This window comes from Microbacterium gilvum (assembly GCF_039543865.1).
In the GTDB taxonomy this organism is placed as follows: Bacteria; Actinomycetota; Actinomycetes; order Actinomycetales; family Microbacteriaceae; genus Microbacterium; species Microbacterium gilvum.
The window spans coordinates 1,087,765-1,110,513 of sequence record NZ_BAABKO010000001.1; the positions used below are offsets into that span (position 1 = coordinate 1,087,765).

17 protein-coding genes are annotated in these 22,749 nt (G+C 72.7%); 5 read left to right on the forward strand and 12 right to left on the reverse strand.

Annotated features, from left to right (window positions below):
- Positions 1-27 precede the first annotated feature (27 nt).
- The 4 genes from ABD998_RS05365 (at position 28) to ABD998_RS05380 (ending at position 4,472) form a co-directional block, all read left to right on the forward strand.
- Complete coding sequence (locus ABD998_RS05365) at positions 28-1,020, forward strand: LacI family DNA-binding transcriptional regulator (RefSeq protein WP_345436680.1); 993 nt, start codon at positions 28-30, stop codon at positions 1,018-1,020.
- 88 nt (positions 1,021-1,108) lie between these two features.
- The gene (locus ABD998_RS05370; RefSeq protein WP_345436682.1) at positions 1,109-2,482 is read left to right on the forward strand and encodes a Gfo/Idh/MocA family protein; all 1,374 of its coding nucleotides are present in this window, start codon (positions 1,109-1,111) and stop codon (positions 2,480-2,482) included.
- A complete protein-coding gene (locus ABD998_RS05375; protein WP_345436684.1) occupies positions 2,479-3,399 on the forward strand; it encodes an NAD-dependent epimerase/dehydratase family protein in 921 nt (306 codons plus the stop codon). The genes ABD998_RS05370 and ABD998_RS05375 overlap by 4 nt, the downstream gene beginning before the upstream one ends.
- Positions 3,396-4,472 carry a mandelate racemase/muconate lactonizing enzyme family protein gene (locus ABD998_RS05380; RefSeq protein ID WP_345436687.1) on the forward strand — a complete coding sequence of 359 codons (1,077 nt, stop codon included), beginning with the start codon at positions 3,396-3,398 and terminating at the stop codon, positions 4,470-4,472. Before ABD998_RS05375 ends, ABD998_RS05380 begins: the two co-directional genes overlap by 4 nt.
- Before the next feature lie 38 nt (positions 4,473-4,510).
- On the opposite strand, the gene ABD998_RS05385 is transcribed toward ABD998_RS05380, so the two are convergent.
- The 5 genes from ABD998_RS05385 to ABD998_RS05405 form a co-directional block, all read right to left on the reverse strand.
- Positions 4,511-5,671 carry an ROK family transcriptional regulator gene (locus ABD998_RS05385; RefSeq protein WP_345436689.1) on the reverse strand — a complete coding sequence of 387 codons (1,161 nt, stop codon included), beginning with the start codon at positions 5,669-5,671 and terminating at the stop codon, positions 4,511-4,513.
- Positions 5,672-5,839: 168 nt separating this feature from the next.
- Positions 5,840-8,203, reverse strand: coding sequence for a beta-xylosidase/alpha-l-arabinosidase (locus tag ABD998_RS05390; RefSeq protein WP_345436691.1), 2,364 nt, complete (start codon positions 8,201-8,203; stop codon positions 5,840-5,842).
- Complete coding sequence (locus ABD998_RS05395) at positions 8,200-9,084, reverse strand: carbohydrate ABC transporter permease (RefSeq protein WP_345436693.1); 885 nt, start codon at positions 9,082-9,084, stop codon at positions 8,200-8,202. Before ABD998_RS05395 ends, ABD998_RS05390 begins: the two co-directional genes overlap by 4 nt.
- The gene (locus tag ABD998_RS05400) at positions 9,081-10,073 is read right to left on the reverse strand and encodes a carbohydrate ABC transporter permease (RefSeq protein WP_345436695.1); all 993 of its coding nucleotides are present in this window, start codon (positions 10,071-10,073) and stop codon (positions 9,081-9,083) included. The genes ABD998_RS05395 and ABD998_RS05400 overlap by 4 nt, the downstream gene beginning before the upstream one ends.
- 8 nt (positions 10,074-10,081) lie before the next feature.
- The gene (locus ABD998_RS05405) at positions 10,082-11,368 is read right to left on the reverse strand and encodes an extracellular solute-binding protein (RefSeq protein WP_345436697.1); all 1,287 of its coding nucleotides are present in this window, start codon (positions 11,366-11,368) and stop codon (positions 10,082-10,084) included.
- 174 nt (positions 11,369-11,542) lie between these two features.
- On the opposite strand from ABD998_RS05405, the gene ABD998_RS05410 reads away from it, so the two are divergent.
- Positions 11,543-12,586: a LacI family DNA-binding transcriptional regulator gene (locus ABD998_RS05410; RefSeq protein ID WP_345436699.1), complete on the forward strand. Its 1,044-nt coding sequence runs from the start codon at positions 11,543-11,545 to the stop codon at positions 12,584-12,586.
- A gap of 79 nt (positions 12,587-12,665) precedes the next feature.
- Here ABD998_RS05410 and yicI read toward each other — a convergent pair whose 3' ends face one another.
- From yicI to ABD998_RS05445, 7 genes are all read right to left on the reverse strand, one after another.
- Positions 12,666-14,990 carry an alpha-xylosidase gene (gene yicI / locus ABD998_RS05415; RefSeq protein WP_345436701.1) on the reverse strand — a complete coding sequence of 775 codons (2,325 nt, stop codon included), beginning with the start codon at positions 14,988-14,990 and terminating at the stop codon, positions 12,666-12,668.
- A gap of 136 nt (positions 14,991-15,126) precedes the next feature.
- Positions 15,127-17,148 carry a beta-galactosidase gene (locus ABD998_RS05420; RefSeq protein ID WP_345436702.1) on the reverse strand — a complete coding sequence of 674 codons (2,022 nt, stop codon included), beginning with the start codon at positions 17,146-17,148 and terminating at the stop codon, positions 15,127-15,129.
- A complete protein-coding gene (locus ABD998_RS05425; protein WP_345436704.1) occupies positions 17,145-18,041 on the reverse strand; it encodes a carbohydrate ABC transporter permease in 897 nt (298 codons plus the stop codon). The genes ABD998_RS05420 and ABD998_RS05425 overlap by 4 nt, the downstream gene beginning before the upstream one ends.
- Positions 18,038-18,979: a carbohydrate ABC transporter permease gene (locus ABD998_RS05430; protein ID WP_345436706.1), complete on the reverse strand. Its 942-nt coding sequence runs from the start codon at positions 18,977-18,979 to the stop codon at positions 18,038-18,040. The genes ABD998_RS05425 and ABD998_RS05430 overlap by 4 nt, the downstream gene beginning before the upstream one ends.
- Before the next feature lie 57 nt (positions 18,980-19,036).
- Positions 19,037-20,338, reverse strand: coding sequence for an ABC transporter substrate-binding protein (locus ABD998_RS05435; RefSeq protein ID WP_345436708.1), 1,302 nt, complete (start codon positions 20,336-20,338; stop codon positions 19,037-19,039).
- Between the two features lie 184 nt (positions 20,339-20,522).
- Positions 20,523-21,665: an ROK family transcriptional regulator gene (locus ABD998_RS05440; RefSeq protein WP_345436710.1), complete on the reverse strand. Its 1,143-nt coding sequence runs from the start codon at positions 21,663-21,665 to the stop codon at positions 20,523-20,525.
- A gap of 45 nt (positions 21,666-21,710) precedes the next feature.
- Entirely contained in the window at positions 21,711-22,733 is a 1,023-nt protein-coding gene (locus ABD998_RS05445) for a LacI family DNA-binding transcriptional regulator (protein WP_345436712.1), read from the reverse strand.
- Between the last annotated feature and the right edge of the window lie 16 nt (positions 22,734-22,749).

A 22,749-nucleotide genomic window follows, 5' to 3' on the forward strand; every position in this document is an offset into this window, starting at 1 on the left:
GCGCGCACTGCCGATACGCTCGAAGCCATGACAGGCAAGCTGCGGATCTCCGACGTCGCGAAGCACGCGGGGGTCTCGCCGGCCACCGTCTCGCGCGTCATGAACGGGAACCCGAAGGTCGACCCCGGGCTCGTCGCGCGCGTGCAGGCCGCGGCGGAGGAGCTCGGCTACACGGCGAGCCCGCTCGCCCGCAGCCTCGCGCTCGGCAAGACCCAGACGATCACGGTGCTCGTCCCCGACCTCGGCAACCCCACGTTCCAGGGCGTGCTGCGCACGCTCAGCCGCTCGGCGGCAGCGGACGGCTACCACGTGCTCGTCGCCGACTCAGCGGAGGTCGCGGCCGACGAGGCGTCGCTCGCCGTCGACGCCAGACGGCGCACCGACGGCATCGTCCTCGTCGCGCCTCGCATGGCAGACGACGAGCTCGACGCCCTGCTCCCCCGCCTCGCCCCCGCTGTGCTCGTCAACCGCCCCCCGCATGAATCGGCACCCGTCGTCGCCGCCGACTACGCCGGCGGCCTCCGCGAGCTCATCGAGCACCTGCACGATCTCGGCCACCGGCACATCCTCTTCCTCGCCGGCGTCCCGGGGAGCGCCTCGAACGCGCGCCGCCTCGCCGCCATCGCCGGGGCGCGCGCGGACCATCCCGATCTGGTCCTCGACGAGGCCGCGTGCGGCACGGGGTTCGCCGACGGCGCGGCGGCCGTCGACGCCGTGCGCGGCTCCGGCGCAACCGCCGTGCTCGCCTACAACGACCTCGTCGCGATGGGCCTGCTCAGTGCCCTCCACGACGCCGGCATCGCCGTCCCCGCCGACGTCTCGGTGACGGGCTTCGACGGCATCCCGTTCGCTCCGTACACGACGCCGCCGCTCACGACGGCGGCCGTGCCGACCGACCGGATGGGCGAGCGCGCGTGGGCCGCGATGCGCGCTCTCCTCGACGGCGACGACGCGCCCTCTCCCGAGGTCTTCGCCCCCGTCCTCGCGGTGCGCGGCAGCACGGCGCCGCCGCGCGCCTGACGCCCGCAGCACCCTCACCCCGCTTGACGGCGGGCCCGTGTGGCGTGATATCGTGAGAAACCGCTTTCTTGATCGAAGGGACTCACCGATGAGCCAGCTCCGCTACGCCGTCGTCGGCACCGGGCATCGCGCGCAGATGTACGTCGACGCGATCACCGACACCTACCGCGACCGCGCGGCGCTCGTCGCCCTGTGCGAGCCCAACCCCGTGCGCGCCGCCGTGTACGTCGACCGCGTGGTCGAGAAGGGGCTCGACGCCCCGTCGGTCTGGACGCCCGACCGGCTGGAGGAGATGGTCGCGGCGGAGCGGATCGAGCGCGTCGTCATCTGCTCGCGCGACGACACGCACGCGGAGATGATCGTGCGCTCCCTCGATGCGGGCGCCGACGTCGTCGTGGAGAAGCCGCTCACGATCGATGCGGAGAGCGCGGCGCGCATCGAGGACGCCGTCGCCCGCACGGGTCGCCGAGTCGTCATCACGTTCAACTACCGCTACTCCCCCCGGAACTCGGCCCTGCGCGAGATCATCCGCTCCGGCCGGATCGGCCGGGTCACCTCGATCGACTTCTCGTGGATGCTCGACACGAAGCACGGAGCGGACTACTTCCGTCGCTGGCACCGCGACAAGAAGAACTCCGGCGGACTGCTCGTGCACAAGTCGAGCCACCACTTCGACCTCGTCAACTGGTGGATCGCGAGCGAGCCGCGCCGCGTGTTCGCCTCCGGCGGCCTCCGGTTCTACGGTGCGGAGAACGCCGCCGCACGCGGCCTCGGCACCCGGCCGGAACGCGGCACCCACGAGGGCGCGCACGACGCGTTCGAGCTCGATCTGCGCGACGACCCGCGCCTCGCGCAGCTCTACCTCGAGGCGGAGCAGCACGACGGCTACCGCCGAGACCTCGACGTCTTCGGCGACGGCATCACGATCGAGGACAATCTCGCGCTCGTCGTCGACTACGCCTCCGGAGCGACGCTGAGCTACTCGCTCAACGCGCACTCGCCGTGGGAGGGCTACCGCGTCGCCGTGAACGGCACGGAGGGCCGCGCTGAGCTCGAGGTCGTCGAGCGCGGCTCCCTCGTCGTCGACGAGGGTCTCCACCCCGTCCTCGATCCGAGCCTGTCGGGAGGCGAGGCGTCGACGCTGCGCCCCAGCGGCGAGCGGCTCATCGTGCAGCGCCACTGGGAGGAGCCCGTCGAGGTCGAGATCGTCACGGGCGAGGGCGGCCACGGCGGGGGCGACGCTCTCCTCCTGTCCGACGTCTTCGTCGGCCCGCAGGACGACCCGCTCGGCCGGCCGGCCGACTGGACGGACGGCGTCCGCTCGATCGCCGTCGGCATCGCGGGCAACCGCTCCCTCGAGACCGGGCTGCCGGTGCGCGTGTCCGAGCTCGGCGTGGCCCTGCTCGCGGGCGACGCCGTCGCCCCGGCCGGCCACGGCGTGTCGGCGGAGAGCCGGGCGTGACCCGCATCCTCGTCACGGGCGGCGCCGGCCGTCTCGGCCGCAGCCTCGTCGCGGGCCTCGCTGCGCGCGGGCACGAGCTCGTCTCGGTCGACCGCGACGTCTCCGATGCCCCCGAGCTCTCCGGCATCGCGCAGCTCGCCGCCGACCTGTCGGACGCGGACGCCGCAGCGGCGGTCATCGCCGAGAGCCGCCCGGAGGCGCTCATCCACCTCGCCGCGATCGCCGTGCCGTTCAGCGCCCCCGAGGACGTCATCATGCGCACGAACGCGGGCCTCGCGGTGTCGGTGCTCGGCGCGGCCGCAGCCGCCGGCGTGCCGCGGGTCGTCGCGGCGTCGAGCCCGACCGTGCTCGGCTACGGCGCCCCAGCGGGATGGCTGCCCGACCGGCTGCCGCTCGACGAGCGCACCCCGCCGCGCCCGTGGAACGCCTACGGGCTGTCGAAGCTGCTCATCGAGCAGACCATCGGGATGCTGCGGCGCCAGACGGGCGACGCCGTGCGCTTCGCCGCGTTCCGCCCCTGCTACGTCATCGCGCCGGAGGAGTGGGCCGGCGCGCCCACGCAGCAGGGCCACACGGTCGTCGAGCGGCTCGCCGATCCCGCCCTGTCGGCCCCGGCCGTCTTCAACTACGTCGACGCGCGCGACGTGTCGTCCTTCGCCGACACGCTGCTCTCCGCGATGGACGACATCCCCAACGGGGAGGTGTTCTTCGTCGGCGCCGACGACGCGCTCGCGCGCGACCCGCTCGCCGAGCTCATGCCGCGGTTCTTCCCCGGCACCGAGCGGCTCGCCGCCGAGCTCACGGGCACCCGCTCGGCGTTCTCCAACGCCAAGGCGCGCGAGCTGCTCGGATGGCGGCCCCGGCACACGTGGCGCGAGGAGCTCGGCGAGACGGCCGCGGAGGAGCGCGTCGCATGACGGCCATCCGCTCGCTCGAGGCGCGCCTCGAGCGCATCGCGCTGACCCGTCCGTGGGCGGCCGATGTGACGAGCGTGGGCGTCGTCGCGACGCGCGTCGTGCTCTCCGACGGCACGGAGGGCCACGGCTTCTCGTGGACGCCGCAGATCGGAGCCGAGGCCGTGCACGCCCTGCTCGTGCACGACATCGCACCCGCCGCGGCGGGCCGGCCGGCCGATCCGCGCGAGGCCTGGGACGGGCTGTGGCGGCACCTGCACGAGGCGGGCGGCGGCGGGATCACGACGATCGCCCTGGCGGGGCTCGATCTCGCCCTCTGGGACGCCGCGGCGCGCGCCGCGGGGTCGACCGTGTCGGCGCTCGTCGGCCGTCGGCGCGAGACCGTGCCCGCGTACGGCAGCGGCGTCAACCTGCACTACACCGAGGACGAGCTCGTCGCGCAGGTGCGCCGCTGGGTCGACGCGGGCTTCGGCGCGGTGAAGATCAAGGTCGGGAAGCCCGATCCCGCGGAGGACGCCGACCGGCTCAGCGCCGTGCGCGAGGTGCTGGGGGCCGATCGCGGGCTCATGATCGACGCCAACCAGCGCTGGGACCTCGAGGCCGCCACCCGGGCGATGGAGCAGCTCGAGCCGTTCGCACCGGATTGGATCGAGGAGCCGCTCCGGGCCGACGACCTGCCCGGTCATATCGAGCTGTCTCGGCGCATCGCCACCCCGATCGCCGTCGGCGAGAACCTCCACACCGTGTACCGGTTCGAGGAGTACCTGGCGTCGGGGGCCATCCGCTTCGCGCAGCCGAACGTCGTGCGCGTCGGCGGCATCACGCCCTTCCTCCGCATCGCCGAGCGCGCGGAGGCGCACGGCGTGCAGGTGCACCCGCACCTGCTGCCGGAGCTCTCCGGACAGCTCGCGCTGACCCTCCCCGGCCATCCTCTCGCCGAGGACGTGGAGGACGCCGGCTTCGCCGCGCTCGGCGCACTCGACGGCCCGAGCCCCGTCCACATCCACGACGGCGTGCTCGCGGAGGAGCCGCACGACGGCCTGGGGCTGCTCTTCCGGCACCGCCCGCGCGGCTGACCGGCCCGGGAGCGGATCGGCCCCGATGGCGGGTCCGCTCAGGCCGGCGGATCCGCCAGCGGGTCGGCGAGCAGCGGCGCGAAGGCCGCCTCAGCCGCGCCGATGAGCAGGCGGTCCTCGGCGAGCGCGGCGGGGCGGATGACGAGGCCCTCGGCGGGCGCCGACAGCGCATGGGCGCGCACGGCGGCATCGAATCCGTCGGCGTCCGCGGCGACGAGCATCCCGAGGAATCCGCCCAGCACGATGACCGACGGGTTCAGCACGTTGACGGCGTTCGCGAGCGCCGTCGCGAGGATGCGCCGCTGACGCTCCACCTCATCGGCGACAGCCGCCGAGGTGCTCGCCGCGAGCGCCGCGGCGAGGGTGGGATCGTCCGCCGAGACGAGACCGAGCGCGTGCAGCAGGCGCGCCCGGCTGACCTCGTCCTCCAGCGCGCCGTCGGGGGCGCGCCGGTCGGCGTCGTCGGGGATGCCGGGGCGGTTCTGCCCCCACTCCCCCGCGTATCCGCCCGCCCCGCCGATGGGCCGGCCGTCGAGGATGAGCCCGCCTCCGATTCCGGACGCGCCGCCGTTGAGATAGACGGCGTTCTCGTGTCCCTCGGCGGCGCCGAACAGGTGCTCGGCGCGCGCGCCCAGCGAGGCGTCGTTCCCGACCGCGACGCGCAGCCCGGTCGCCTCGTGCAGGAGCTCGCCGACGGCGGCCTCCCGCCACCGGAGATGCGGGGCGAGGCGGACGACGCCGTCGGCGGCACGCACGAGGCCGGGCACCGCGGCGCCGAGCCCGACGATCCGCTTGCCCGCGAGCTCGCGACCGCGCCATCCCTCGACGATGCGGGCGACGGCCGCTGCTGTCTCCTCGGGCGTGAGGAGGCGGTCGGCCTCCTCGCGGACGCGGGCGCGCACGGCGCCGCTCAGCGCGATGGCGCCCACCTCGAGCGCGTCCACCTCGGGGTTCACGGCGATCGCGACGACATCGTCGCTCGAGGCGACGATGGGCGATGGGCGCCCGACGCGCTTCGTCTGGTCGGGTTCGCGCTCCTCGACCAGGCCCGCCTCGGCGAGCGCGGCGACGAGATCGGCGACCGTGGAGCGGTTGAGTCCCGTCGAGGCGGTGATGCGCGCCCGGGACTGCGCCCCCTCCTCGTGCACGAGCCGCAGCACCTCGCCGAGGTTGCGCCGCCGCACGCCCTCCACGCTCATCGCACGATCCGCCATCTCGTTCCCTCCGCCGGATTTGTCGTTCCGATCACGATATCCGTTCGGATGGCCGCGACCCGCTTCCCGGGACACGTCGCGACGTTTCGACCCGCTCCGCTCGCGCGACGACCGGGGGCGCCTCGCCCAGGAGGGACGACCCGTTCCGCCCGCTCAGGAGCCGGGAGGCTGCGCCGCGACCGGCCTGTCGATCCGCGCGTCGACCATCCGCGGATCGGCGGCGGTCACGACGTGCACGCCGCCCGTCAGCCTCACGACGGCGCGCGACGTCGCGGCACCCGGGAGCGACCGGCCGGTCCTCTCGCGCGCGCTCGTGATCGCCCCGTCGCCGTCCGCGACGACGGTGGACGCCTCGGCGTGCGCCGCGACCCACACCTCCACGTCGCCCGGTTCGACGACCCGGCGCAGCGCGCGGTCGCTGAACGCGAACCGCGTCGCCGGCACGTCGAACTCGACGCGCGCCGACGCCCCCGGCTCGAGCGGCACGCGCGCGTACGCGAGCAGCTGCGCGACGGGGCGGGCGACGGAGCCGACGACGTCGCGTCCGTACAGCTGCACGACGTCCTCCCCCGGGCGCCCTCCCGTGTTCGACACGACGACGGAGGCGCGGAAGCGGCCGTCGGTGGGAGCAGTGCCGTCGACCCTCAGGTCGTCGTAGGCGAAGGTCGTGCCGGTGAGACCGAACCCGAAGGGCCGCAGCGGCGTCGAGTCGGCCGACGTGACATCGGACGGCCCGCCGAGCCGCGGGTGCAGGTAGCGGTACGGCTGCGCGCCGGTCGACCGCGGCAGGGAGACCGGCAGACGGCCCGATGGCGCGACCGCGCCTGTGAGCACGTCGGCGATCGCCAGCCCGCCTCCCTCGCCGGGGAAGAACGCCTGCAGCACGCTCAGCGGCACCGCGCCGTCGAGCGCCCAGTCGATCGCATACGGCCGGCCGGTCAGCACGACGAGCGCGACCGGCGTCCCCGTCGCGGCGACCGCCTCGACGAGCGCGCGCTGGGCGCCGGGCAGGTCGAGCGACTCCGCGTCGTTGCCCTCGCCCACGGTGCCGCGCCCGAAGAGCCCCGCCTGGTCGCCGACGACGACGACCGCCGCGTCCGCCCCGCGCGCGGCGGCGACGGCCTCCGCGAAGCCCGACCGGTCGTCGCCTTCGACGGCGCAGCCGACGGCGTGCACCACGTCGCGCCCTGTCGCCTCGATCGCCTCGCGCACCGTCGGGATGGCGAAGCCGAGCGGATGGCCGGGATGGTGAGCGAGCACGTGGTTCGCGAACGAATAGCAGCCCTGCAGCGCCTCGGCGCGGTCGGCGTTCGGGCCGATGACGGCGACCCGGCGCGCATCGGCGAGAGGCGCGGGGTCGCCGTGCAGCAGGACGAGCGACTCCGTCGCGAGCCGGCGCGCGATGTCGCGGTGCCGCGGCGTGTCGAGGTCGATCGACGTGGGCGGAGCGCCCGAGAAGGCCTCGGGGTCGAGCAGCCCCAGCTCCTCCTTCTGCACGAGCACGCGCCGGACGGCGCGGTCGACGAGCACCTCCGGCACGGCGCCGGACCGCACGCGCTCGGCGAGCGGCGCGAGGTAGGCGTCCCCGTCGGGCAGCTCGACGTCGATGCCTGCGGCGAGCGCCTGGGCGGCGGCGTCGCCGCGATCCGCGGCGACTCCGTGCATCACCTCGAGGAAGGCGACGGAGAAGTAGTCCGACACGACGACGCCGTCGAACCCGAGCTCGCCTCTGAGCACGTCGGTCAGCAGGGCGCCGTCGGCCGCGACGGGGACGCCGTCGATGTCGGCGTAGCTGTTCATGACCGACCGCGCCCCGCCGTCGCGCAGCGCCATCTCGAAGGGCGGCAGGTAGACGTCGGCGATCTCTCGCGGGCCGGCCGGCACGGGGGCGTGGTTGCGCCCCGCCTTCGACGCCGAGTACCCGAGGAAGTGCTTGAGCGTGGCGTGCACGCCCGCCCCCTGCAGCCCGCGCACATACGCCGTCCCGACCGTCCCGACGAGGTAGGGGTCCTCCCCGATGCACTCGTCGACGCGACCCCAGCGCGCATCGCCCACGACGTCGAGGACGGGCGCGAGACCCTGGTGCACGCCGAGTTCCCGCATCGACTCGCCGATTGCCGCCGCCATCTCCTCGACGAGCGCGGGATCGAACGACGCGCCCCACGCGAGGGGTGTGGGGAAGGTCGCCGCCTGCCATGCCGCGAGCCCCGTGAGGCACTCCTCGTGCACGAGGGCCGGGATCCCGAGGCGCGTCTGCGTCTGCAGCCGCCGCTGCTCGGCGTGCAGCCACGCCGCGCGCTCGGCCGGATCGACGGGCCGCGTGCCGTACACGCGCGTGAAGTGGCCGATGCCGTCGCGGGTGCGGTCGGCGAGCGCCGCACCGGCGCCATCCGACGCCATCTCGCCCTGCAGGGGCGCGACGACCTCGCCGCCGCGATCGATCCACACGCCCACGAGCTGGGCGAGCTTCTCCTCCAGCGTCATGCGCGACAGCAGGTCGTCGACGCGGGCGCTCATCCCTTCACCGCCCCGGTGAGGCCGCCGACGATGCGGCGCTCGAAGAGGCTGAAGAACACGAGGGCCGGCAGCATCGACAGCGAGGTGAACGCGAGCACGCGCGCCGTGTCGACCGAGTACTGCGACGCGAAGTTCTGCACGCCGAGCGGCAGGGTGAACAGGTTCGGGTCGCTCAGCAGGAACAGCGGCAGCATGTAGCCGTTCCACGACCCGATGAAGGCGAGGATCCCGGTCGTGATGACGCCGGGAAGGCTCAGCGGCAGCACCATGCGGAAGAAGAACCCCAGCCGCGAGGCGCCGTCGATCGATGCGGCCTCCTCGATCTCTGCGGGGATGGCCCGCAGGAACGGCACGAGGATGATGATCGTCGTGGGCAGCGCGAACGCGATCTGCGGCAGGATGACGCCGAGCAGGTTGTTCGTCAGCCCGAGGCTGCGTACGAGCAGGTAGAGCGGCGTGATCGCCACCGTCACGGGGAACATGAGCCCCGCGGCGAAGAGCGCGTACAGGGCGCCCTTGCCGGCGAAGTCGTAGCGCGCGATGACGTAGCTCGCCATGAGGCCGAGCGCCACGACTCCTGCCGTGGTGCCGAGCGCCGTGAGGGTCGAGCTGCCCATCGCCTGCCAGAACGACGTGCTCGCGAGCACGTCGCCGTAGTTCGCGAGGTTCCAGGGGGCGGGAAGCCCCGCGGGGTCGGTCGTGATCTGCGCGTTCGTGCGGAATCCGCCGAGCACGATGTACAGCACGGGCCCCATGCAGATCGCGATGAGCACGACGGCGCACAGGTACGTGATCGCACGGGCACCGCCGCCCGTGCGCTGTGCCGCGACCCGACGGCGCGCACGCGCTCCCGGGAGCACGAGCAGGGTCGTGGAGGTCACTTCTTCTTCCCCTCACCGCCCGTGAGGGCGCCTTCGGTGTCGCGCCGCAGCACGAAGCGCTGGTAGACGAGCGCGACGACGAGCGAGATGGCGAAGATCACGACGGCGACGGCGTTGCCGAAGCCGTAGTTGCCCGCCATGTGCCCGTTCAGGTACATGTACGTCGCCATCGTCGACGTGCCGGCGGTCGCCGACACGTACTGGCCCCAGATGATGTTCACGAGGTCGAACAGCTGCAGGGCGCCGATGATCGACAGGAACGCCCAGATGCGGATGGTCGGTGCCAGCAGCGGCAGCGTGATGCTGCGCTGCATCTGCCAGAACGACGCCCCGTCGATCGCGGCGGCCTCGTAGAGCTCTTCGGGGATGCCCTGCAGACCCGCGAGCATGAGGATGACCGCGAAGCCGATGTACTTCCACGTGATGATCGCCATCAGGGTCCACATCGCGATCGCGGGGTCGGCGATCCACGAGTTCTGCCACGCCCCGAGCCCGATGCCCGCGAGCAGGCCGTTGAGCGCGCCGCGGTCCTGCAGCATGAGGCTCCATCCCGTGCCGACGACGACCTCGGAGATGACGTACGGCACGAAGATGAGGACGCGGATGAGCGAGCGCCCGCGGATGCGCTGGTTGAGCAGCAGGGCGAACAGGATGGCCAGCGGGCCCTGCAGCACGAGCGAGGCGACGACGATGAGCCCGTTGTGCAGCACGGCGTCGCGGAACGTCGGGTCCTGCAGGATGATCGCGTAGTTCTCGAACCCCACGAAGTCGGTGGGCGGTCCGAAGCCCTTCCAGCGGAAGAAGCCGTAGTACGCCGCCATCAGAACGGGGAAGATCACGAACGCAAGGAACATGACGACGGCGGGGCCGGCGAGCAGCGCGATCTCGCCGCGCTTGCGCCAGTCGGTTCGGCGCGGGGCCCGGCGGGCCGGCGGCGAGGCCGGCGCGGGTGCACCGGCCTCGCGCGTCTCGAGGAGGGCGGTGGCCATGTCGCGCATCAGCCCCGCGCCGTGGCGCCCTCGACCGCCTCGACGATGCCCTCGGGCGACCCGCCGCCGGAGAGCAGCTCGACGACCGCGGTGTTGAGCGCGTTGCCGACGCTCTGGCCGAGCAGCGTGTCGAGCCAGAGCACGACGTACGACGAGTCGTTGTAGGCGGCCATCAGCGGCTCGAGCGCCGGGTCAGCGACCGCGCCCTGAGCCGACTTCGCGGCGGGGATGGCCTGGTACGCGGTCGCGTACTTCTCCTGCCACTCGGTCGAGGCGATGAAGTTGAGGAAGTCCTCGCACGCGCTCGGCGCGTCGACAGCGCAGGCGAAGCCGTCGACGCCTCCCATCATCGCGGTCGGGTCTCCGTCGCCGCCGTCGACGGCAGGGAACGGGAACCAGCTGAGGTCGGCGAGCGGCTGCTCGTCGGGGGTGAGCGACGCGATGACGCCGACGTCCCAGCCGCCCATGAGCTCCATGGCCGCCTGGTGGTTGGCGACGAGGCCCGCGGATGACCCGGCGCCCTGCTGCGCGGAGGTCGTCAGGTAGCCGTCGTTGAACGGCTCGGTCGCCGCGAAGTCGGCGAGGTCCTCGCCTGCGGCGAGCCAGCAGTCGTCGGAGAAGTCGAGCGACGTCGCGACGTCGGTGATGACGTCCTGTCCGCATTCGCGGAGGGCGAAGAAGTAGTACCAGTGCGCGGCGGGCCAGGCGTCCATGGCTCCGAGGGCGATGGGCTCGACGCCGGAGTCCTCGAGGGCGTCCGTCGCCGTGACGAGCTCGTCGAGGGTGGTCGGGGTCTCGGAGACGCCGGCGGCGGCGAACAGGTCCTCGCTGTAGAAGATGCCGCCGGGCAGCACGGCGACGGGCAGGCCGTAGACGGATCCCTCGACCGTGAACGCGCTGAAGACGCCGTCGCCGTAGTCTGCCCGCACGTCGTCGGAGATGAGGTCGGTGAGATCCTTGACGGCTCCCGCCGCGACGACGTCGGCGAGCTTGCCGCCGCCGCGCGCCATGAAGATGTCGGGCATGTCGCCGGAGTTGACGGCGGTCTGGAGCCGTCCGTCCATGTCCTCGTTCTGGATCGACTGCACCTCGATCGTCACGCCGGGGTTCTCCGCCTCGAACGCCGCCGTGGCGTCCTCCCAGTACTGCTTGCCGTCACCCGTCGTGGAGTTGTGCCAGAACGTCAGCGTGACGTCGCCGTCTGCGTCGTCGCCGCCGCCCGCAGCGCATCCGCCGGCGAGCAGCGCGAGTGCGCCCGTCGTCGCCGTGATCGTCAGGAACCTGCGTGCTCTCATCGGGTCTCTCCTCTTCGTCGAGTGGGCACCACCGGCGCAGGGAAGCGCCGCCGCAGTCGAGAATGTCACCGCTCCCCACAAAATGTCAATCGTTATCGACATCGTTTTCGATATCGATTGCGAAACGCGTCCGTGATGCGCGCCGTCGGGCGCTCCGGGCGCTACCGTGGTCGCGTGACCCATCCGACCGACGTGCCAGCGGGCCGTGCGACCATCCACGACGTCGCCCTCGCCGCCGGCGTGTCCGCATCGACGGTGTCGAAGGTCATCAACGGCCGCTACGGGGTCTCGGCGAAGACCTCGGAGCACGTGCTGCGCATCGTCGACGACCTCGGGTACGCCTCGTCGCTCATCGCGTCGTCGCTGCGCCGCGGACGGACCGACGTCGTCGGCGTGCTCGTGGCCGACTTCGAGCCGTTCGCGCTGGCCCTCCTCGAGGGCATCTCGGCTGCGCTGCACGGCAGCGGATACGACCTGCTCTCGTACGCCGGCAGCATCGCCGACGGCCCGCGGCACGAGGGGTGGGAGAGGCGCTCGCTCTCGCGTCTGGGCGGCACGCTGATCGACGGCGCCATCCTCGTGACGCCCACCGTCGAGGCGGCGGGGTCGAGCGTCCCGGTCGTCGCGATCGATCCGCACACGGGCGAGTCGCTGTCGCCGGCCGTCGCCGCCGACAGCCTCGCCGGCGCCCTGCAGGCCACGCGGCACCTCGTCGAGCTCGGCCACACGCGCATCGCGCATGTGCGGGGACGCATCGACCTCGAATCGGCGCGCCTGCGCGAGGAGGGGTACCGGCGCGCACTCGCCGAGGCGGGCATCGCGTTCGACCCCGAGCTCGTGCGAGCAGGCGGCTACAGCACGGCCGAGACGACCGAGGCGGCCGCCGCCCTGCTCGACCTCGCCGACCGCCCGACCGCGGTGTTCGCCGCGAACGACCTCTCGGCGCTGCGGACGATGGAGGTCGCCCAGGAGCGCGGCCTTCGCATCCCCGACGACCTGTCGATCGTCGGATTCGACGACATCCCCGCCGCCGCCTCGAGCGAGCCGACGCTGACGACCATCCGCCAGCCCCTGCGGGAGATGGGGGCGGAGGCGGTGCGTCTGCTGCTCGCACGGCTCGACGGCGATGCCGGCGCCGCTCCCGAGCACGTGCAGCTGCCCACGCGGCTCGTCGTCCGGGGGTCCACCGCGCCGCGCCGCCACCGCCCCGGTCGTTGAGAAGGCGAGGGGCGAGCGCGGACGCTCGCCGATCGGAGCCGACTCGCTCCGATCGCTCGACGACCGAGACGGTGCTCGCTCAGGGCAGTGTCAGCTCGGCGACGCCGTCGACGGCCGGGACCGCCTCTCCGACGATGGGCGCGAGCGCGAACTCCGCGGTGCCATCCGACGTCACGTGCACGGTCGACCCCGAGCGCACGACGCGGAAGCGGGCCTCGCGGTCCCCCGCCCCCGGCACGACGAGCTGGGTCTCGCCGTCGGCTCCGCCCGGGGCGACACGCAGCACGAGGCCGTCGAGCAGATCGCGGTCGGCGCCGTCGGCGTGAACCGAGAACGGGATGACGGCCCCGGGCCGCGCGTAGACGGGGATGCTGTCGAAAGCGTGGCTCTCGCGCCGCCAGCCGCCCATCGCGGTCTCGCCCGTCAGCAGGCTCGTCCACTCCCCCGCCGGCAGGTAGAGCTCGACCTCGCCCGACTCCGACAGCACGGGCGCGACGAGCACGTCGGGCCCCAGCAGGTACTGGCGGTCGAGATAGGCCGCAGCGGGGTCGCCGGGGAACGCGAGCGCCATGGGGCGCATGACGGGCAGCCCCACCCGATGCGCCTCGAGGCCAGCCGCGTGCAGATACGGCAGCAGCGAGAGCTTGAGCCGGGTGAACAGGCGTGTCACCGACACGGCGCTCTGCGGATCGGCCTCGTCGCGCCCCTCCGCCTCGTCGAACAGCCACGGCACGCGGTAGCTCGTCGACCCGTGCAGACGGCTGTGGCTCGACAGGAGGCCGAAGGCGACCCACCGCTTGAAGACGGCGGGGTCGGGCATGCCCTCGAACCCGCCGATGTCGTGGCTCCAGAACCCGAAGCCCGACAGCGACAGCGACAGCCCTCCGCGCAGGCTCTCGGCCATCGACGCGAACGTCGACGTGTTGTCGCCGCCCCAGTGCACGGGCATCCGCTGCCCGCCCGCCGTGGCCGAGCGCGCGAACACGACGGCGTCGCCCTCGCCCCGCACCTCCTCCAGCACGGAGAACACCGCCTCGTTGTAGCGCTGCGTGTACAGATTGTGCATGCGCTCGGGGTCCGACCCGTCGAAGTAGTCGACCTCGAGCGGGATGCGCTCCCCGAAGTCGGTCTTGAAGCAGTCGACGCCCTGGGCGAGCAGACGCCGCAGGTGCCCCTGGTACCACGCCGTCGCCTCCGGGTTCGTGAAGTCGACGAGCGCCATGCCCGCCTGCCACAGGTCCCACTGCCACACCGAGCCGTCGGGACGGGTGACGAAGTACCCCCTGTCCCTGCCCTCGGCGAACAGCGGCGAGCGCTGCCCGATGTAGGGGTTGATCCACACGCAGACGCGCAGGCCCCGCTCGTGCAGGCGCGCGAGCAGGCCGTCGGGGTCGGGGAACACGCGGGGGTCCCACGCGAAGTCGCACCAGTTGAACTCGCGCATCCAGAAACAGTCGAAGTGGAACGTGCCGAGCGGGATGTCGCGCTCGGCCATCCCCTCGATGAAGCGCGTCACGGTCGCCTCGTCGTAGTCGGTCGTGAAGCTCGTCGAGAGCCACAGCCCGTACGACCACGCCGGCAGCCGCGCGGGGCGGCCCGTCAGCGCCGTGTAGCGCTCGAGCACACCGGCGGGGGTCCCGCCCGCGAAGACGTAGTAGTCCAGCGACTCCCCCGCGACGGAGAACTGCACGCGCTCGACCGACTCCGACCCGACCTCGTACGAGACGTGCCCCGGATGGTCGACGAGCACGCCGTACCCGCGGCTCGAGAGGTGGAACGGCACGTTCTTGTACGACTGCTCGCTCGACGTGCCCCCGTCGGCATTCCAGATGTCGACCGTCTGCCCGTTCTTCACGAGGGGGCCGAAGCGCTCGCCGAGGCCGTAGATCAGCTCGCCCACGCCGATCGACAGCTGCTCGTGGATGTACGACGCGGCATCCGGCACAGGGCCGCGGTCGATCGCGGCATCGGCCCGCACCGCGAGGTGGCCCAGCGACTTGTCGCCCGACCGGGTGAGCTCGCGCCCGGTGTCGAGGTCGTCGAAGACGAGGCTCCAGGGCGCGCCCTTCGTGATCGTCGCCCGGATCCGACCGCTCGTGAGAGACGCCGCCTCCGCGCCGACGACGACGTCGCCGTGCCCCTCCTCCGCGCCCACGAGGTCGAACGACGCCCCGCGGCTCCCGCCCTGGTGGTGCTCGATGCGCACCCCGATGACGCCGGGCAGCGGCGAGTGCAGCGTGACGGTGAGCGTTGGCCGGTTGAGCGTGTCGCCGCGCCGCTCGATGACGCGCGTGGGCACCGTCGCGACGAGGGTGCGGCCGACCGGCTCGATGTCGTACGCCTCGCGGCCGTACTCGGCCGCGACGCCGTCGCGCAGCATCCAGAAACCGTCGGTGAACTTCATGGTGTGCCTGCTCCTGTCTCGTGCACGCCGCCGTGCCGTGTCTGCTGTCGTCCCGGGGCCCGCTCGGCGGCGTCACGCGATCCGTGCCGTCCGACCACGTCGGGTGCGCCCGTCCCGGGGAGGATGTCCGGCGCGCTCACGCTGCGGAGATCCCGATGCGCGCGCCGCTCGCGACGCGCACCACCGCAGTGCCTCCCGGGCCGAGGACGAGCCCGTGCGAGGCGTCGTCGCCCGTGAGCAGCTCGACCCCCTCCGCCGTGATCGCGACGGGGCCTCCGCCGTGGTGGAAGACGAAGACGAAGTCCGCGGCCGCCCCTCGACGGCGCACGGCGTCGAGCCCGTGCGCGCGCGCCCCGGGAATGTCCTCGGACACGCCGGCCGCGCCGGCCTGCGCCGCCAGGAGCGCGTCGCGCGACTCCTGGAGGAGCCGCGCGCCGACGTAGACGACGACGCCCTCGCCGCGCTCCGCGATCGTCGTGGCGACGGCGCCCGCGGCGGGTCCGTCCACGTAGCGCGCGAGCGCCGTGGCGTCGTCGAGCACGAGCGGCTCGACCCAGTCGGATGCGCGCGAGCCGTCGTCGAGCGCTGCCGTGTCGCCCGCGGCGAGGACGCCGATCTCCTCCGCCCCCGCTCCGACGAGGGCGCGCAGACGGGCCGGGTACGCTCCGCCGCCGACGCGCTGCCGGCCGTCGACGAGGCCCGATGGCGCGAGCACGACGAGCCTGCCGCCGGTCTCGACGTAGCGCCGCAGCCAGTCCTGCGTGGCGTCGTCCACGGCGTAGAGCGCGGGGACGACGAGCAGGCGGTAGCGGGATGCGTCCGCCCCCGGGCGGACGAAGTCGGTCGCGATCCCCGCGCGCCAGAAGGACCGGTGGGTCGCCCTGACCTCGTCGGAGTACGAGACGGCGTCGTTGGGGAGGTGCGGCGTCTCCAGCGACCACCACCCGTCCGCGTGCCACACGATGCCCACGCGCGCGTCGACGAGCCTGCCGTCCTGCGGCGGCTCGACGACCTCGTGGAGGCGCTCGAGGATCTCGCCCAACTCGACGACCGTCCGGAACGCCTTCGATCCGCCGCCCGCGTGCGGCACGAGCGCGCCGTGCCACTGCTCCGAGCCGCCCGAGCCCGCACGCCACTGGAAGAACAGCGAGCTCTGCGCGCCGCGCGCGATGTAGCCGAGGGAGTCCTGGATCATGCGCGCGGGCGACTTCGCGTGGGTGCGGTCGCCGACGCGGATGCCCCGGCCGTTCTGCTCCATGAGCACCCACGGCCCGCCGGCCCAGGATCGCGTGAGGTCGGAGCCGTACGCGATGTGCGTGTGCCCGTCCGGCCCCGTGGTGTCGAGATAGTGGTCGATGGAGACGACGTCCTGCACGTCCGCCCACGACCACTGCTCGAGGTGGTTCCACGTCGGCAGCATGAAGTTCGTCGTGAACGGGGCGGTCGAGCCGGTGGCCCGGATCTCGTCGCGCTGCTCGACGAACGCGGCGCGCATCTCGTCCGAGGAGAACCGCCGGAAGTCGACCGCGAGGGCGGGGTTGTGGAGGTACTGGGTCGCGCGCGGCGGGAGCACCTCCTCCCATGCCCCGTACCGCTGCGACCAGAACGCCGTGTACCACGCCTCGTTGAGCGCGTCGAGCGTGCCGTAGCGCGCCCGCAGCCAGATGCGGAACGCGCGTGCCGCGTGCGGGCCGTAGTCGAGGGTGCCGTACTCGTTGTGGATGTGCCAGCCGCGCAGCCGGGGGTGAGCGCCGTAGCGCTCGCCGAGCACGCGCGCGATGCGCCGCGCCGCCGCCCGGTACGCGGGAGCGCTCACGGCGTACGTGTCGCGCGAGCCGTGCGAGAGCACGACGCCGTCGGCGCGGACGGGCATCGCGTCGGGATGCGCCTGCGTGAACCACGGCGGCGGCGACGCGGTGGGCGTCGCGAGGAAGAACCCGATGCCCGCCTCGTCGAGGAGGGCGATGATCTCGTCGAGCCATGACGTGTCGTACTCGCCCTCGCGCGGTTCGAGCAGCGCCCACGAGAACACGCCGAGCGTCACCGTGTTCACCTTGGCGCGGCGCATCAGGTCGATGTCCTCGCGCCACGTCTCCCGCGGCCACTGCTCCGGGTTGTAGTCGCCGCCGTAGAGCAGCGCGTCCGGTGCGTACGTCATCCTTTGAGCCCTCCGCTCACGAGGTCGAGTCGCCAGTAGCGCTGCAGGACGAGCATCATCGCGATGAGCGGGATGATCGACACGGCGGCGCCGATGATGGCGAGGCTGTAGAGCGAAGGGGTCCCCGACCCCTTCGACAGCAGGGTGTACAGGCCCACCGTGAGCGGGTACATCCGCTCGTCGGAGAGCATGATGAACGGCAGCAGGAAGTTGTTCCAGATGCCGACGAACTGGAGGAGGAAGATCGTCACCATGCCGGGGACCATCATCGGGAGGGCCACGGAGGTGAAGATCTTCACATCCCCTGCGCCGTCGATCCGCGCCGCCTCCATCATCTCGGAGGGGATGGCGCTGGCCGCGTAGACGCGCGCCAGGAAGATGCCGAACGGCGAGATGAGGCAGGGCAGCAGCACCGACAGATGCGTGCCGGCGAGCCCGACCTTCGTCATGAGGAGGTACTGCGGGATCGCGAGCGTGATGCCCGGCAGCAGGACGCCGGCCAGGATGGCGTAGAACCACACCTGACGTCCCGGGAACTCGTACTTCGCGAGGGCGTAGCCCGCCATCGTCGACACGAGCGTCGAGAGCACGGCGCCGCCGCCGGCGTACAGCACGCTGTTCGCGGCCCAGACCCCGAACTGCCCGCCGCCGTAGGAGAAGAGGTCCGCGAGGTTGTCGAGGAGGCCCGTGCCGGGGGCGAACGTGAACGTCGTGAACAGCTCGGAGTTCGTCTTCGTCGAGGCGATGACGACCCACAGCACCGGCACGAGGCAGTAGATCGCGCCGAGGAGGAGCACGGCAGTGGCGAGCACCGACGGCTTCTGGCGGCGGCGGGGCGCGATGCTCGACTCGACGACGACGCGAGAGGGCCGCGGTGCGGTGAGGGTGCTCATGCGTTGCCTCCGAACGAGCGGCGCTGGGTGGCGCGCAGCAGGACGATCGAGATGATGAGGGTGCCGAGGGCGAGCACGACCGACGATGCGGCGGCGAGGGAGAGGTCGTCGCGCGCGAACGCGTCGCGGTAGATCTTCATGAGCGGCACCCAGGTCTGCGAGATCTCGTTCGTCATCGGGCGGAGCGTCGTCGGCTCGCCGTACACCTGCAGCGTGCCGATGAGCGAGAAGAGGCCGGTGAGGACGAGGGCCGGGCCGACGAGCGGGATCTTGATGCGCCAGGCGATCGTCCACTCGCTGGCGCCGTCGATGCGGGCCGCCTCGTAGATCTCGCCGGGGATGCCGCGCAGCGACGTGTAGATGATGATCATGTTGAACCCCACGCCGCCCCAGATGGCGATGTTGGCGATCGCCGGATAGAGGCCTCCCCCCGTGAGCACGACCACGTCGGGCAGCCCCAGCTGCTCAAGGATCCAGTTGAGCGGGCTCGTCGACGGAAGGTAGAGGAATCCCCACAGCAGGGAGGCGATCACGCCCGGCACGGCATACGGGATGAAGATCGCGGTGCGCGAGAACCGCGCCGCCCTGACACGCGGCAGGTCGAGCAGCAGGGCGAACAGGAGCGCGAGCCCGAGCGTGAGCGGGACGGCGATGAGCCCGTACAGGGCGAGGCGTCCGAATCCCGCGAGGAACTCGGCGTCGGTGAAGGTGCGGAGGTAGTTCTCGAAGCCGACCCACGTCTCCTCGCGGACGCCGAAGGGGCCCGTGCCGCCGACCCGGAGGCCGCGGAAGGAGAGGTACACGGCGTACACCATGGGGATCGCCAGGAAGGCGAGGAACAGCGCTCCTGCGGGCAGGAGGAAGAGGTAGGGCGCGACCCAGCGACGGCGGGCGCGGCGGGAACGGGGATGCGTGGTCGGCTCGGCGACGGCGCTCATGGCAGGTCCTCTCGGATGGGAGACGCGGGCGGCGGCTGTGCCGCCCGCGCCCTCACGTCACTCGACGTCGACGGTGAAGCCCGACGTCTCCATGTCGTCCGCGACGACCCTCTCCGTCTCCGAGAGCGCCTCGGCGAGCGGGGTCCCGTTCGTGACGGCCGCCGACATGGCGTCCTGGAAGGCGGTCGAGGCGACGTTCACGTTCGGACCCCAGCTGATCTCGGGGATCGTGTCCGCGGCGATCGCGGCGGCGATCTCCCAGTAGTCGTCCTGCCCCTGCATGAGAAGGGGCGGCTCGCTGCCGATCGTGAGCTGCTGGCCGGCGAGCGAGGCGGGGTAGGTCCCCTGCTCGATCTGGATCGCCGCCGCCTCGTCGGAGGTGGCGATCCACGAGGCGAACTCCGCTGCGGCCTCGGCGTGCTCGGACGACGTCGTGACGACCGCGGCCGATCCGCCCTGGAACGCCACCGCCGTGTCCCCCTCTGTCCACTGCGGGAGCGGCGCGAGCGCCCACTGCCCTGCCATGTCGCCCGCGACGCCGTTGACGACGCCGGCGGCCCACAGGCCCGCGGGCCAGGAGAGGACGTCGCCGGCGTTGAGGCGCGCGTTCCACTCTGGGGTCAGGAGCGGCTCGGCGAGCACGAGGTCGCGGTCGATGAGGTCCTGCCAGTAGTCCGCCACGGCCACAGAGGCCTCGTCGTCGAAGTCGACCGTCCAGGAGTCTCCGTCGACCGACCACCATTCGGCTCCGGCCTGCTGCGCGAAACCGGCGAATCCGCCGAACTCCGCCGGCGCGAAGGTGGTGATGTAGGCGTCGGGGTCGGCGGCGCGCACGGTCTCGGCGGCCGTCGCGAACTCGGCCCACGTCGTCGGGACCTCGATGCCGAGCTCGTCGAACCGCGCCTTGTTGTACGTGAGCGCCTGGGGACCGGCATCCTGCGGCACGCCGTAGCTCACGCCGTCGAACGTCGCCTGGCTCCAGACGCCCGCCGCGAACTCGTTGGAGAGGTCGCCCGTGTACGCGCTGATGTCGGACGCGACACCCGCGACGATCATCGCCGGCAGCGTGTTGTACTCGACGAGCGCGACATCGGGTGCGTTGTCGGCGCGGGTCGCGGTGACGAGCTTGGCCGATGAGTCCGAGCCGCCGCCGGCATCGGTGTGGTGCACCTGGATGTCGGGATGCGCGGCGTTCCACGCGTCGACGAGCGGCTTCTGCGTGGTCCCCCACGCCCAGTACTCGAGCGTGATCGGCTCGCCGGAACCCGTCGAGTCCCCCTCGCCGCCGGCGCATCCGGTGAGGGCGAGGCCCGCGATGACGAGGCCGACACCGGCCGCTGTGACTCTGCTGCGCTGCATGGAGCATCTCCTTTGACGTGCGGACGCCGGGCGTGATGTCGGGTTGAGAGCGGTGCCACGGCGTTGCCCGTTCATTATGTAGCGCTTTGAAACAAAATGTCAACGCGAGGGCATTCTCGCCCCTGCAGGGCGCGCGAAAGCGCTCCGAGACCCCCAGAGGGACCGGATGTGCGAGCCCGGGAGGTCAGACCAGGGCGGTCATCGCCGTCACCGCCGCGCCCCAGGCGTAATCGGTGAACGCGAACGGCTGCAACGTCACCTGCGGCGCCTCCGACGCCGGGTCGAGGCGGGAGCGCACGGCGAGCTCGACGACGTCGGGATGGAGCTCGGCGACCGCGAGCCCCTCTCCCGTCACGATGATCCGCTCCGGGTCCACGAGGTTCACGAGGGCGGCGATGACGGCGCCGAGCGCCTCCGCGGCGTCGCGGAACGCCCGCTCCGCGGCGGGCTCGCCGGCGCGCGCGTTCTCCAGCGCCTCCCAGAACGACGCGGTGCCGGCGTTCCGCAGGATGGCGGCGACCGTGACGTAGGCCGATACGCAGCCGGCATGGCCTGCGTCGCAGCGCGCGGCGCCTCGGCCGACAGGCAGGTGGCCCACCTTGCCCGGATGGCCCTTCGCGCCCGCCACGGCGTGGTCGCCGACGACGATGCCGCAGCCGATGCCCGCTCCGAGGCCGATGACCGCGAGCGACGAGGCGCCCACGCCCGCCCCGAACCAGTGATGCGCGGAGGTGAGCGCCTGGACGTCGTTGCTCACCGCGACGGGGAGCCCCGTCGCGCGCATGACGAGCTGCTCGATGGGCACCTCGTGCCAGCCGAGGAAGTCGGAGCCGACGACGACGGCTCCCGCTCCCGCGTCGCGCCGGACGTCGCCGGCGAGGCAGACGCCCATCGCCGCCACCCGCGCGAACCGTGCGCGCAGGCGGTCGGCCGTGCGGGCGATGACGGCGACGACATCGGCGACCTCACGCGTCACGAGCGGCTCGCCCTCTGCGTGGAGCACGGCGCCCCCGAGATCGACGACCGCGGCGTAGAGGGCGTCTCCCGTGAGCTTGAACCCGAGGAACGCGGCCGCCTCGGGGACGATCTGGATCGTGTCGGACGGCCTGCCGCGCCCCTCCGCCGGGGCGGCGGCGGCCTCGCGCACGAGTCCCAGGTCGCCGAGCTCGCGCGTGAGGCGGCTGAGGCTCGCGCGAGAGAGCCCAGAGCGGCGGGCGAGCTCGGCGCGCGAGCGGCTGCCGTGGATCAGCACGTCGAGCAGGATGACGCGCTGGGCTTCCCGCAGCTCGGGCCAGGTCGACACGGGTCCTCCGGTGGCTGCGCTCATGACTCGATTATGTCTCTCATCGAGACGAAAGACGGCCGACGACACTCACGGCACGTCCTCGGAGCGGGGTCCCGCCAGCGAGCCGCGGTCGATGTACACCGGGGCGATGCGATGGTGGGGGCCCGGCGCCTCGCCGCGGATCGCGGCGAGGACGTCGTCGACGGCGAGGCGGCCCATCTCCTCGATCGGAAGCGTCGATCCGCTCAGCCCCTGCGAGAGCCGGGCGGGATCGTAGCTCGCCGCGGCGGCGTAGAGCGACACGTCCGCAGGGACCCGCACGCCCCGCTCGGCGAGCCGGCGCATCGCCTCGTCGACCACGGGCTCGTTGCAGTGGAACACGATCGCGGTGAGGTCGGGCGCCTCGCCCAGGAGGACGTTCACGGCCTCGGCACCCGAGCCGCGCTCGATGCCCGCCCAGTGCCGCACGACCCGGATCCCGCGTCGCACTGCGGCCTCCCCGAGCGCGTGGTCGAAGCGCCCGATGAACCCCGTGTGGCGTTCGACATAGCCACGGGGATGCCCGATGACCCCGACCACGCGGTGTCCGGCATCCGCCAGACGGGCGACGGCATCGCGCCCGGCCTCCTCGAAGTCGAGGTCGACGCAGGCGACGCCCTCTGCGTGCTCGGGGATGCCGATGAACGCCGCAGGCATCCCCAGCGAGCGGATGAGCGGCAGCCTCTCGTCCTCCTCCGCCACGCCCATCATGACCACGCCGTCGACGAGCGACGACGCGCCGACGCGCCGGATGCCGCTGATCTCATCGTCGCGCGCGAGCAGCAGGACGTCGTGGTCGTGTCGCCGCGCGGCCTCCACGACGGCGGAGACGAAGCGCATGTGGGTGGGAAGGTGGCCGTCGGCCCGCAACGGGGCGCTGAGAGCGAGGATCTGAGTGCGGGCCCCCGCCAGCATGCGGGCAGCCGCGTGGGGGCGGTAGTCGAGCTGCGCGACGGCGGCGTCGATCCGCTCGCGCGTCGCGCGCGAGATCGATCTCTTGCCGGACAGCGCGTACGACACCGTGCTGATCGACACGCCTGCGAGCTTCGCGACGTCGCTGATGGTCGCCATCCCCGCTCCTGTCGCC